The sequence below is a fragment of the uncultured Kocuria sp. genome (assembly GCF_947500125.1).
GTDB lineage: Bacteria > Actinomycetota > Actinomycetes > Actinomycetales > Micrococcaceae > Kocuria.
Genome location: NZ_CANMRA010000015.1, coordinates 85,655 through 97,302, shown reverse-complemented (window position 1 = coordinate 97,302; position 11,648 = coordinate 85,655). Strand labels below are relative to the sequence as shown.

The 11,648-nt window shown below is 73.5% G+C and carries 10 protein-coding genes and 1 pseudogene; 4 read left to right on the top strand and 7 right to left on the bottom strand.

The window, feature by feature from the left end:
- The 3 genes and pseudogenes from Q0817_RS11565 to Q0817_RS11555 form a co-directional block, all read left to right on the top strand.
- Positions 1 to 846, top strand: a pseudogene (locus Q0817_RS11565) (serine hydroxymethyltransferase); the annotation flags it as partial.
- Positions 847 to 970: 124 nt separating this feature from the next.
- Positions 971 to 2,401 carry an L-serine ammonia-lyase gene (locus Q0817_RS11560; RefSeq protein WP_298587551.1) on the top strand — a complete coding sequence of 477 codons (1,431 nt, stop codon included), beginning with the start codon at positions 971 to 973 and terminating at the stop codon, positions 2,399 to 2,401.
- Between the two features lie 91 nt (positions 2,402 to 2,492).
- The gene (locus tag Q0817_RS11555) at positions 2,493 to 3,587 is read left to right on the top strand and encodes an SDR family oxidoreductase (RefSeq protein WP_298587548.1); all 1,095 of its coding nucleotides are present in this window, start codon (positions 2,493 to 2,495) and stop codon (positions 3,585 to 3,587) included.
- 149 nt (positions 3,588 to 3,736) lie between these two features.
- Here the strand turns inward: Q0817_RS11555 and Q0817_RS11550 are convergent, their stop codons facing one another.
- The 3 genes from Q0817_RS11550 to Q0817_RS11540 all read right to left on the bottom strand — a co-directional run bounded on the left by Q0817_RS11550 (position 3,737) and on the right by Q0817_RS11540 (position 6,600).
- Positions 3,737 to 4,963, bottom strand: a complete 1,227-nt coding sequence (locus Q0817_RS11550; RefSeq protein ID WP_298587545.1) for an amidohydrolase — start codon at positions 4,961 to 4,963, stop codon at positions 3,737 to 3,739.
- A 27-nt stretch (positions 4,964 to 4,990) separates the two neighbouring features.
- Positions 4,991 to 5,752 carry a hypothetical protein gene (locus Q0817_RS11545; protein ID WP_298587540.1) on the bottom strand — a complete coding sequence of 254 codons (762 nt, stop codon included), beginning with the start codon at positions 5,750 to 5,752 and terminating at the stop codon, positions 4,991 to 4,993.
- Positions 5,753 to 5,844: 92 nt separating this feature from the next.
- Complete coding sequence (locus Q0817_RS11540; protein WP_298587537.1) at positions 5,845 to 6,600, bottom strand: DUF5058 family protein; 756 nt, start codon at positions 6,598 to 6,600, stop codon at positions 5,845 to 5,847.
- A 158-nt stretch (positions 6,601 to 6,758) separates the two neighbouring features.
- Here Q0817_RS11540 and Q0817_RS11535 point away from each other — a divergent pair, with 158 nt between their 5' ends.
- Positions 6,759 to 7,766 carry an AsnC family protein gene (locus Q0817_RS11535; protein WP_298587534.1) on the top strand — a complete coding sequence of 336 codons (1,008 nt, stop codon included), beginning with the start codon at positions 6,759 to 6,761 and terminating at the stop codon, positions 7,764 to 7,766.
- Between the two features lie 143 nt (positions 7,767 to 7,909).
- Here the strand turns inward: Q0817_RS11535 and Q0817_RS11530 are convergent, their stop codons facing one another.
- From Q0817_RS11530 to Q0817_RS11515, 4 genes are all read right to left on the bottom strand, one after another.
- The gene (locus tag Q0817_RS11530; protein ID WP_298587531.1) at positions 7,910 to 8,479 is read right to left on the bottom strand and encodes a DUF421 domain-containing protein; all 570 of its coding nucleotides are present in this window, start codon (positions 8,477 to 8,479) and stop codon (positions 7,910 to 7,912) included.
- Positions 8,480 to 8,482: 3 nt separating this feature from the next.
- A complete protein-coding gene (locus tag Q0817_RS11525; RefSeq protein WP_298587566.1) occupies positions 8,483 to 10,330 on the bottom strand; it encodes an ABC transporter ATP-binding protein in 1,848 nt (615 codons plus the stop codon).
- Between the two features lie 246 nt (positions 10,331 to 10,576).
- Positions 10,577 to 11,068 carry a DoxX family protein gene (locus Q0817_RS11520; RefSeq protein WP_298587528.1) on the bottom strand — a complete coding sequence of 164 codons (492 nt, stop codon included), beginning with the start codon at positions 11,066 to 11,068 and terminating at the stop codon, positions 10,577 to 10,579.
- A gap of 61 nt (positions 11,069 to 11,129) precedes the next feature.
- Positions 11,130 to 11,618: a MarR family winged helix-turn-helix transcriptional regulator gene (locus Q0817_RS11515; RefSeq protein WP_298587525.1), complete on the bottom strand. Its 489-nt coding sequence runs from the start codon at positions 11,616 to 11,618 to the stop codon at positions 11,130 to 11,132.
- Positions 11,619 to 11,648 lie beyond the last annotated feature (30 nt).

Genomic DNA, 11,648 nt, shown 5'->3' with positions numbered 1-11,648 from the left:
ATCATCGCCGGCTGGTCCGCCTACACGAGGCAGCTGGACTTCACCGCGTTCCGCGCGATCGCCGACGAGGTCGGGGCGTACCTGATGGTCGACATGGCGCACTTCGCCGGGCTCGTCGCCGCCGGGCTGCACCCCAGTCCGGTGCCGCACGCGCACGTGGTCACGTCCACGACGCACAAGACCCTGGCCGGGCCGCGGGGCGGCCTGATCCTCAGCAACGAGGCCGACGTCGCCAAGAAGATCAACTCCGCGGTCTTCCCGGGCCAGCAGGGCGGTCCGCTCGAGCACGTGATCGCCGGCAAGGCCGTGGCGTTCCGGATCGCCGCCGGAGAGGACTTCCGCCGGCGACAGGAGCGCACCCTGGAGGGCGCCTCGATCCTCGCCCGCCGGCTGCTCTCCCCGGACGTGCAGTCCCGGGGGATCACGGTGGTCAGCGGCGGCACGGACGTGCACCTGGTCCTCGTGGACCTCCGGGGCTCGGCGCTGGACGGCCGGCAGGGCGAGGACCTGCTCGCGCAGGTCGAGATCACCGTCAACCGCAACGCCGTGCCCTTCGACCCGCGCCCGCCGATGGTCACCTCGGGGCTGCGCATCGGCACCCCTGCCCTGGCCACCCGCGGCTTCGACGCGGACGCCTTCGCCGAGGTCGCCGACATCATCGCCGAGACCCTCATCGCCGGCGCGGACGCCGCGGCGGAGAGCGCCGGGGCCGAGGGCTCCGGGGCCGGGAGCTCCGAGGCCGCGAGCGCCGACCCGGCCGTGCTCTCCGGCCTCCGGGCGCGCGTGCAGCAGCTGGCCGCGGACCACCCGCTGTACTCGGGGCTGGCGCCGCTGGGCGACGGCTGAGCACGAGCCGCACCGGGGTACCGTCGAGGACCGTGGTGCGGGCCGGGCCCCGGCCCGCACCACGACCGTTCCACCCACCACCGCCCCGCACCGGGGCACCACCCTCCTTTGGAGCATCACCGTCATGGCCATCAGCGTCTTCGAACTGTTCACCGTGGGCATCGGCCCCTCGAGCTCCCACACCGTCGGCCCCATGCGCGCCGCACGGCGCTTCGCCGAGACCCTGACCGGGGGCGAGCTGCTGGAGCGCACCGCGGACCTGCGCGTGGACGTCTACGGATCGCTGGCCGCGACCGGCCGCGGTCACGGCACCTTCACCGCGATCCTGCTCGGACTGGAGGGCCACGACCCGGAGACGGTCCTGCCCGACGAGGTGGACGAGCGCCTCGCCGACCTCGCCGCCACCGGGACGCTGCGGCTGTGCGCGGCCCTCGGGCAGCGCAAGGACCTCCCCTACCGGGTCGAGGACATGGTGCAGCACCCGCTCACGATCCTGGAGCGGCACACCAACGGCCTGCGCTTCCAGGCCCTGGACGCCTCCGGCGCCGTGCTGGCCGACGAGACCTGGTTCTCCGTGGGCGGCGGGTTCATCGTCCAGGAGGGTGCGGAGGACGCCGCCGCGGCCGAGCTGGACGCCGCCAGCGCCCAGGTGCCCCATCCCTTCCGCACCGCCGAACAGCTCCTGGCCCACTGCGAGCGCACCGGCATGCCGATCAGCCAGGTGATGCTGGCCAACGAGAGGACCTGGCGCGGCGAGGACGAGATCCGGGAGCAGCTGCTGCACATCTGGGCCGTGATGGAGGAGTGCAAGGACTCCAGCCTGCGGCGCACCGGTCCGCTGCCGGGCGGGCTGAACGTCGCCCGCCGCGCCCCCGAGTGGCACCGGCGGCTGCGCACCGAGGACCCGGACCGCGACCCGGGGTTCTGGCCGGAGTGGGTGAACCTCGTGGCCCTGGCCGTGAACGAGGAGAACGCCTCCGGCGGGCGCGTGGTCACCGCCCCCACCAACGGGGCCGCCGGCATCATCCCGGCGGTGCTGTTCTACGCCACCCACTACTCCCCCGCGGCCCGCGCCGCCGCCGCGGAGGGCCCGGAGGCGCTCGAGGCGGCCCGGCGCGACATCGTGGTCCGCTTCCTGCTCACGGCCGGGGCGGTCGGGGTGCTCTACAAGGAGCAGGCCTCGATCTCCGGGGCCGAGGTCGGCTGCCAGGGCGAGGTCGGCTCCGCGTCCTCGATGGCCGCCGCCGGCCTCGCCGAGATCCTGGACGGGACACCCGCCCAGGTGGAGAACGCCGCCGAGATCGCCATGGAGCACAACCTCGGGCTGACCTGCGACCCCATCGGCGGACTCGTGCAGATCCCCTGCATCGAGCGCAACGCGATCGCCGCTGCCAAGGCGATCAACGCCGCCAAGATGGCGATGTGGGGCGACGGCACCCACCGGGTCAGCCTCGACGAGGTCATCGTGACCATGCGCGAGACCGGCAAGGACATGAGCCACAAGTACAAGGAGACCGCCCTGGGCGGGCTCGCCGTCAACGTGGTGGAGTGCTGAGCGTGAGACGCTGAGCCCGTCGGCCGGGACCGCCCCGGTCGTGCGAGACTGCGCGAACCAACCGCACCGACCGAGGAGACGAGACCCCACCGTGACAGCCCCCGACCAGGACCTCCGCCCCCAGCAGCGCCCCACCGCCCTGGTGGTGGGGGCCAGCGGCATCGCCGGTTCGGCGATCGTCGAGCAGCTGACCCGCACCGAGGACTGGGACGTGCTCGCCCTCTCCCGGAACCCGGTCCCCGGCAGCACGGCCCGGCACCTCGGCGCGGACCTCCGCTCCCCGGGGAGCCTGGCCGCGGCCCTGGCCGCCGAGCGGCCCACGCACGTGTTCTTCACCGCCTGGCAGCGCCAGGACACCGAGCAGGAGAACATCGAGGTCAACGCCGGGATGCTGCGCAACCTCCTGGCCGCCCTGGAGCACGCGCCGGTCGAGCACGTGGCGCTGATGACGGGGCTCAAGCACTACCTGGGCCCGTTCGAGGCCTACGGCCAGGGGGACATGCCCGACACCCCCTTCCGCGAGGAGGAGCCGCGCCTGCCGGTGGAGAACTTCTACTACGCCCAGGAGGACGAGCTGTGGGCGGCCGCCGAGCGCCAGGGCTTCCGCTGGTCCGTGCACCGGGCGCACACGGTGATCGGCCACGCGGTGGGCAACGCCATGAACATGGGGCTGACGCTGGCCGTGCAGGCCTCGATCTGCCGGGAGACGGGCCGGCCGTTCGTGTTCCCCGGCTCCGAGGCGCAGTGGAACAGCCTGACCGACATGACCGACGCGTCCCTGCTGGCCGAGCACATGGTCTGGGCGGCGACCACGGAGGCCGCCGGGAACGAGGCCTACAACGTGGTCAACGGCGACGTCTTCCGCTGGCGCCGGATGTGGCCGGCCCTGGCCGCCTGGTTCGGTCTCGAGTGGGAGGGCTTCGCCGGCGCGCCGCGGCCGCTCGAGGAGCAGATGCGCGGCGCCGGGGACGTCTGGGCCCGGATCGTCGAGCAGCACGGGCTCGTGGAGCCCGACCTCGCGCGCGTGGCCTCCTGGTGGCACACCGACGCCGACCTCGGCCGGCCCATCGAGGTGGTCGCCGACATGAGCAAGAGCCGGCTGGCCGGTTTCACCGGCTACCGGCGCACCCAGGACTGCTTCACCGGCCTCTTCGACCGCTACCGCGCCGAGCACGTCATCCCCTGAGGACCCCGGCGCCGCGGCGCGGCGCCGGCCGGGTGCGCCGGGCCCCGCAGCGAACCCGGCGCGCCCGGAGCGCGGACGGCGCCGGTCCGGTCCCCTGCGGAACCGGACCGGCGTGCTCGCCGTGACGGCAGGGGACAGCCCGCGAGCGCTCAGCGGCCCACCCGGGAGAGGATCGCGGTGAGGGCGGTCCGCACCCCGGTGGAGAGCGTCGGCTCGACCGCCGGGGCGAAGAACGGGGAGTGGTTCACCGGCACGGGCCCCTCCCCCTCGAGGGTGGCCGCGTCGTGGCCGCCGAACATCCAGAACACCGAGGGCACCCCGATCGCCGCGCCGAGGGCCCCGAAGTCCTCCGAGCCCATCACTGGTTCGACCTCCACCACGTTGTCCTCCCCCAGCACCTGCCGGAACCGCTCGACGAGAGCGGTGGTGGCCTCGGGGTCGTTGTAGTTGCGGGGGAAGGCCGAGATCTCCTCGATGCCCGGCTCCGGCGCCCCGGAGGCCGCCGCCTCCGCAATGATGATCCGCCGCAGCGCCCCCAGGACGTGGTCCCGAATGGCGGGGTCGAAGGTGCGCACGTTGAGCGTGAACTCGGCCGACGCCGGGATGATGTTCTCCTTCAGCCCGCCGTGGAAGGTCGCGACGGTGACCACCGCGGCCCGGCGCGCGTCGATCTCGCGGGAGACGATGGTCTGGAGGCGGGTGATCATGTGCGCCCCGAGCACGATCGGGTCGGTGGCGTCCTGCGGCTGGGACGCGTGCGCCCCCTTGCCGTGGACGGTGACCCGCCACGAGTCGGCCATCGCCATGGCGTCGCCCGCCGACCAGCTGACCGTGCCGGCCCGGGAGGGCATCACGTGCTGGCCGAGGACGACCTCCGGCAGCGGCGCCTTCTCCCACAGCCCGTCCTCGAGCATGGCCCGGGCGCCGGCGGCGGTCTCCTCCCCGGGCTGGAACACGAGCACCACGGTCCCGGCCCAGGCGTCCCGCGCGCCGGCCAGCAGCTCGGCGGCCGTCAGCAGCACGGCCACGTGGGTGTCGTGGCCGCAGCCGTGCATCACGGGGACCTCGGTCCCGTCCTCCAGCCGCCCGGTGGCCGTGCTGGCGTAGTCCACCCCGGTGTCCTCGGCCAGCGGCAGGCCGTCGGTGTCGGCGCGGAAGGCCACCGTGGGCCCGTCGCCGTTGCGCAGCACCCCGACGACGCCGGTGCCGCCGCACCGGAAGTTCTCGATGCCCAGCGCGGTGAGCCGCTGCTCGATCAGGGCCGCGGTGGCGTGCTCCTGCATGGACAGCTCCGGGTGCGCGTGCAGCTCGCGGTACAGCCGGTGCATCTGCCGGCGCAGCTCGTCGGTCAGCTGCAGGTCCGTGGTGGTGCTCATGGTGCGGGTCCTTTCGGGGGAACGGTGCTAGTCGATGCGGACGTCGTCGGAGGAGTCCTCGCGCCGGGGCGCGGCGGGCTCGGCCGCGGCCGAGCGGTCGCGCAGGAACCACGCCAGCACGGCGGTGGCGATCACGGCGATGGCCGTGCCGAAGAACGCCAGGGCCGGGACGGCGGGCACGAGGACGAACACCACCGCGGCGGAGACGACGGCGGCGACGACCGTCATGCGCAGGTTCCACTGGGACACGATGGCCTGCACGAGCACGGCGCCCAGCACCGACGGCAGGATGTAGGTCTGGACCACGGCGACGACGTCGGCCGGGACGACGCTCACCAGCCAGGAGCCCAGGAGACCGACGAGGACGAGCAGCGAGACCAGGTGCACCATGGCCGCCCCGCTGATGGCCATCACCGCCGCCAGCTCCCCGCGCCGGGTGCCGGCCTTGGCGCCGATGGCCGCCTGGGCGATCAGCGCCGAGGGCAGCAGCTTGTTGGAGATGTTGCCGATCATGAACGCCTGGTACATCGAGGCCTGGCCCAGGATCGGGTAGTAGGTCAGCGGCTCCACGATCCACAGCACCCCGAAGGTGCCGGCGATGGCCAGCAGGGCGGTCCAGATCCGGGCGTGGTCCACGTCCAGGCCGCTGAAGAGCACGAGATAGGCGGGGCCGGCCAGGGCGAAGAACAGCCCGGCGATCATCGTCAGCCGGCCCCAGCGGGCGGTGGTCGTGTCGAACTGCTCGAGGGCGGGGTCGGCGGAGTTCACAGTGGATTTCACAGTGGTCATGGCAGGAGTCCTTCGGTGGTCTGAAGCACGGTCTGAAGCACGGTCTGAAGCGCGGTCTCGGGCGAGGCTCGGGCGTGGTCGTGGTCGCGGTCTCAGGCGGCGGGGAAGACGCCGGCGCCGACGGTGGCGTAGGTGACGACCAGCGCGGTCAGGATCGCGATGCCCAGGGCCCACTCGCGGATCCACTGGGCCCGGAGCGCCTTGGCGATCCCCAGGCACACCGCCATCACGGCCGCCGAGGCGAGGAAGGCGACCACGTGGTTGCCGGACTTCGGCAGCTCCCCGAGCCCGAGGGCGAAGAACGCCCCGAGCAGGGCCGCCCCGGGGACCACCGTCATCACGGCGGGGTTGACCTTGCGCAGGCTGACGTCGCCGCGCTTGAGCAGCGGGGTGAGGATCAGCGTGGCGAGCATCCACATCGCCCCGCCCAGGCTCATGGCCATGAACGCCACGGCGAACACGCCCTGCGTGTAGGTGGGTCCGCCCAGGTCGGCCCCCATGGTGCCCGCGGCGATGCTCGCGGCACCGGTCTCGAAGGACACCGATCCGATCAGCCCGATCCGCACCAGCACGGCGGGAGCGCCGAAGACCGTCAGCAGCGCGACGGCCACCAGGGCCACGGCCAGGGACGGTCCGACGGCCGAGACCGCTCCGGCGCGGAAGGAGGTCCTCAGCTCCGCCGAGCTCATCCCGGCGGCGGGGGCGGCCACGCGGGCGGCCCGGACGTAGATGAGGGTCTGGACGACGATGACGGCGAAGACACCGAGGGCGCAGATCCACAGCACGGGCAGGTTGGCCACGGACAGGATGTCGGTGGAGGCGCCGTCGACAACGGTGCGCAGTTTCATGGGAGCTCCCAGAGGTGGTCGGATCGGTTCAGGAGGGCGGGGCCACGAGGTGTCCGTCGCCGGCGGGTGTCTCCTCCGAGAGTGACGTGACGCCGATCACCCTGGGCGGATATCCTGGAAATCCTGCATCGATCGGATCATGAACCGAAGGAACCAGCATGGAATTGCCCGTGGAGGACCTCGAGCTCGTCCATGCCCTGCAGATCGCGCCGCGGGCGACGTGGACCCAGCTGGGGGCCGCGCTCGGCCGCCACCCCACCACCCTCGCCGCCCGCTGGGACCGGCTCCGGGCCGACGGCCGCGCCTGGGTCACCGCCCACCTCGGCACCTCCGGCACCCAGGGCTGCGCCACCTTCATCGGTCTCGAGTGCCGCCCGGGCCGCCGCGCCGAGGTGCTGGAGCGGCTGTGCGCCGTTCCGGAGATCGGCACGGTGGAGGAGTCCGCGCGCGCCTGGGACGTCCGGCTCACCGTCCTCACCCGCAGCTGGGAGCAGATGACCCGGGACGTGCTGCCGCTCGTGCGGGCCGATCCGGCGATCCTGCGGGCCCAGCTCACGGTGGCCACCCGGCTCCACGCGATCGGCAACAACTGGCGCCTGGACGTGCTGTCCCCGGAGCAGCAGCGCCGCGTGCGTGCCCTGCGGCCGGAGGCGCTCCGTCCGCACGGCGCCACTCCCGCCCGCCTCGAGGAGCTGACGGCCGTGCTCCAGGGCGACGGGCGCGCCACCGCGGCGGAGATCGCCGCCGCGACGGGCACCCACCCGACGACGGCGGCCCGGCACCTGCGCCAGGCGCTCGAGACCGGCCTCGTGGCCCTCCGGTGCGAACTGGCCCAGCAGTACTCCGGCTACCCGGTGTCGTGCCAGTGGTACGTCCGGGTGCCGCCAGCGCAGCTCGAGGCGGCCGTGCGCACCCTGCGCTCCTACCGGACGCTGCGCCTGTGCGCCTCCACCACGGGCGACACGAACCTCACCTTCCTGCTCTGGCTGCGCACCCCCGGGGACATCTTCGACGTCGAGGCCGAGCTGCAGGCGGCCGCCCCGGGGGTCCAGGTGGTGGAGTCCGACGTGGGGGTCCGGACCCACAAGCGCATGGGCTGGATGCTGCGCGAGGACTCGACCGCGACCGGCGAGGTGGTGACCGAGCTCGGTCCGGCCGCCCGGTGAGGCCGCGCCGCACCGCGGACAGGACGCACCGCGGGCATGATCCGCCGGGGACGGGCCCCCCGGTGCGAGGCGCGCGACGGACGGAGCGCTCGCCACGGGGCGCGGACCGGACGGAACGCCTCGCGAACGGGGCGCGGCGGGGCTCAGTCCCGGCCCGGCTCCCGCAGGAGGTCCGCCGGGACCAGGTGGGCGTCCCTGACGCCTGCGAGCAGCCGGGGGTCGAGCGGCGTGCCGCGCCGCAGGACGCTGATCGTGCCGGAGGCCTCGAAGACCACGCACGCGATCTCGCCGGGGCTGCGCACGCCCGCCTCCCGCAGGGCCCCGAAGAGCTCGGACTCCACCACGTGGACCCGCCGGAGATTGGCCTCCAGCACCCGCTCGCCCGCCATCAGCAGCACGGCCTGGTTGTTCATCAGCGCCGACACGCGGATCCCCGCGCGGAGCTGGCCGAAGCCCGCCTCGAGCGCGAACAGCGTGCCGAGTCCCAGCACGCCGGCGGCGAGCGTGGGCGTGTCCCCCAGGACCGCGCGCCCGGCCACGGCGCCGAGCATGACCGCCACGACCGCGTCGAAGGTCGACAGCCGGGACAGCACCCGCTGGCCGAAGAGCCGCACCATGAGCAGGAACGCCAGGTAGATCCCCACGGCCGAGGCCACCACCGCCAGCGCCCCGGGGACGTCCACGCCGAGGAGGGCCACGGCGTCGTGGAGCACGGGTCAGACCTCCTGGTCCGCGAACTGCGTCTCGTAGAGCTCCGCGTAGCGCCCGCTCACCGCGAGCAGCTCGGCGTGCCGGCCGCGCTCCACGATCCGGCCGTCCTCGACCACCAGGATCTGGTCGGCGGAGCGGATGGTCGAGAGCCGGTGGGCGATGACCAGGGCGGTGCGCCCCTCCATCGCCTCGCCCAGGGCCGCCTGGACGTAGGCCTCGTTGGTGGAGTCCAGCGCCGAGGTGGCCTCGTCGAGGATCACCACGCGCGGGGCGGCGAGCAGCAGGCGGGCGATCGTCAGCCGCTGCCGCTCCCCGCCGGAGAGCCGGTAGCCGCGCTCGCCCACCACGGTGTCGAGCCCGTCCGGGAGGGAGCGGATCACGTGCTCCATGCGGGCCCGGGCCAGCGCGTCCCACAGCTGGTCGTCCGTGGCCTCCGGCCGCACCAGGGCGAGGTTGTCCCGGATCGACTCGTGGAACAGGTGCCCGTCCTGGGTCACCATCCCGATGGTCTCCCGCAGCGAGGCGAAGGTGGCGTCCCGCACGTCCGTGCCGCCGATCCGCACGGCCCCGTCGGTGACGTCGTAGAGCCGGGCCACGAGCTGGGCGATCGTCGACTTGCCCGCGCCGGAGGAACCCACGAGGGCCACCGTCTGCCCCGGGAGCACGGTGAAGCCCACCCCGTGCAGCACCTCCTCGCCGCCCCGGGTGTCGAGCACCGCGACGTCCTCGAGGGAGGCCAGCGAGACCTCCTCGGCGGAGGGGTAGGCGAACCGGACGTCGTCGAACTCCACCGACGCCGGGCCGGCCGGCAGGGACCGGGCGCCGGGCCGCTCCTGGATCAGGGGGACGAGGTCGAGGATCTCGAAGACCCGCTCGAAGCTCACCACGGCGCTCATGACGTCCATCCGGGCGTTCGCGAGCATGGTCAGCGGGGTGTACAGCCGGGTGAGCAGCAGGGCGAGGGTCACGACCGCGCCCGCGTCCAGGTTGCCGAGGATCGCCTGCGCGCCGCCGAGCCCGTAGACCAGGGCGAGGGCCAGCGCGGAGACCAGGGTGAGGGCCGTGACGAACACGGTCTGCAGCATCGCCACCCGCACGCCGATGTCCCGGACGCGGCCGGCGCGGCGTTCGAACTCGGCCGCCTCGGCGTCGGGCCGGCCGAAGAGCTTGACCAGGGTGGCGCCGCCGGCCGAGAACCGTTCCGTCATCTGCGTGGACATGGACGCGTTGTGCTGGGCCGCCTCCCGCTGCAGGCTCGCCAGCCGCCCGCCCATGGCGCGGGCCGGGACCAGGAAGATCGGCAGCAGGAGCACGGACAGCGCGGTGACCTGCCACGAGATCGAGACCATGACGATCACGGTCAGGATCAGGGAGACGACGTTGCTCACCACGCCGGAGAGCGTGTTGGAGAACGCCCGCTGGGCGCCGATGACGTCGTTGTTGAGCCGCGAGACCAGCGCCCCCGTGCGCGTGCGGGTGAAGAAGGCGATCGGCATCCGCTGCACGTGGTCGTAGACGGCCGTGCGCAGGTCCAGGATGAGCCCCTCCCCGATCAGGGAGGAGAGCCACCGGTTGAGGACGTTGAGGCCCGCGTCCACGATCGCCACCGCGGCGATGGCCACCGCGAGCCACACCACCACGGAGACCTCGTCCCCGGCGTTGATGGCGCGCACCACGTCACCGGCCAGGATCGGGGTGACCACGCCGAGCAGGGCCGTCAGCACCGAGACGACCAGGAACACCGTGAGCCGCGACCGGTGCGGGCGCGCGAAGGCGACGATGCGCCGGAGCGTGCTCCGGTCGATCTTCCGGTCCTTGACCTCCTGGCCCTGGACGGTGCGCCACAGCACCATGTACGGCGAGTTCTGCATGCTCATGCGCCAACCCCGATCTGCGGGGATCACCCGCGCTGGATCCGGCGCGGCCCCGTGGTGGTCCTGCGCGCCGCGCCGGGGACGATTTTACGCGTCCGCGCCGACACCTCCGCCCCGACACCTCCGCACGGGGACGACGACGAGCCCCCGGCCCGCAGGAGGCTGCTGGGCCGGGGGCTCGTCGTTCCGGTGGCACGGCGTCCCCGGACGAGGACTCGGGAGGGGTCAGGCGCGGGAGGCCGCGCGGCGATTCGCCGCGACGACGTGGTCCAGCGACCAGCGGCCGGCACCGGCCAGGGCGAAGAGGGCGGACGCCGCGGCGAGCAGCAGCACGAGCTCGACACCGCCGTCGGCGACGAAGAAGCCCGCGGGAAGGTGCACGAGCACGAGGGCGCCCAGCATGACCAGGGCGAGCAGGGCGGCGACCGCGCGGGTGCCCAGGCCTGCGAGGAGGAGCAGCCCGCCCACGAGCTCGAGGACGGCGACGACCGGCGCCGCGAGCTCGGCCGCCGGGACGCCCATCTGGGCGAAGGAGGCCTGGGTGCCGGCGACGGTCCACTCGGTGAACTTCTGCCAGCCGTGCAGGAAGAACGTGGCGCCGAGAACCACGCGCAGGAGGGTCAGGCCGAGGGTGGCCGCGGAGGAGTCCGCGGCGGGGTCGGCGGGGGCGGCGGAACGGGCGGACGAGGTGTGCTGGGGCGTCTGAGTTGTGGACATGTCACCACTGTAGCGCAGTTTTACTTTCCTCGGCAAGCTTTTTGTCGGAGCGGTCCGGAGATCACGGCTGGTCGGACGCCAGGTCCCGCGCGGTGGGGCCGGCCGCGGAGTCGTCGACCAGGCGGCCGATCAGGGCCAGCTGCTGGACCTGGACGGGCGTCAGGCGGTCGATCACCGTCCGCCGGACGTGCTCCACGTGGCCCGGGGCCACCTGCTCGACCCGCTCCAGACCGCGGTCGGTGATCTCGGCGAGCACCACGCGCTTGTCCTGCTCCCCGCCCGCGCGCACCACCAGGCCGTCGCGCTCGAGGCGTGCGACGATCCGGGACAACCGGGACTGGGACGTGTTGGTGGCCGTCGCGAGGTCCGACATGCGCCGCCGCCGGTCGGGGGCCTCCGAGAGCATCGCGAGCACCAGGTACTCGGCGAGACTGAGGTCCGCCTCCACCTGCAGCTGGGACTCGATGCTGCCGGGCAGCGTGAACATGATGGAGACGAGAGCCAGCCAGGCCTCTCGCTCCTCGGGGGACAGCCATCGGGTCTCGGTCATGCGCCCGATTCTACGAGCCGGTCCTTGACG

Excerpts from the sequence above, each read along its gene's own strand:
- Q0817_RS11560 (WP_298587551.1), top strand. The coding sequence starts at position 971 with ATGGCCATCAGCGTCTTCGAACTGTTCACCGTGGGCATCGGCCCCTCG.
- Q0817_RS11550 (WP_298587545.1), bottom strand. The coding sequence starts at position 4,963 with ATGAGCACCACCACGGACCTGCAGCTGACCGACGAGCTGCGCCGGCAG.
- Q0817_RS11545 (WP_298587540.1), bottom strand. The coding sequence starts at position 5,752 with ATGACCACTGTGAAATCCACTGTGAACTCCGCCGACCCCGCCCTCGAG.
- Q0817_RS11540 (WP_298587537.1), bottom strand. The coding sequence starts at position 6,600 with ATGAAACTGCGCACCGTTGTCGACGGCGCCTCCACCGACATCCTGTCC.
- Q0817_RS11535 (WP_298587534.1), top strand. The coding sequence starts at position 6,759 with ATGGAATTGCCCGTGGAGGACCTCGAGCTCGTCCATGCCCTGCAGATC.
- Q0817_RS11525 (WP_298587566.1), bottom strand. The coding sequence starts at position 10,330 with ATGGTGCTGTGGCGCACCGTCCAGGGCCAGGAGGTCAAGGACCGGAAG.
- Q0817_RS11520 (WP_298587528.1), bottom strand. The coding sequence starts at position 11,068 with ATGTCCACAACTCAGACGCCCCAGCACACCTCGTCCGCCCGTTCCGCC.
- Q0817_RS11515 (WP_298587525.1), bottom strand. The coding sequence starts at position 11,618 with ATGACCGAGACCCGATGGCTGTCCCCCGAGGAGCGAGAGGCCTGGCTG.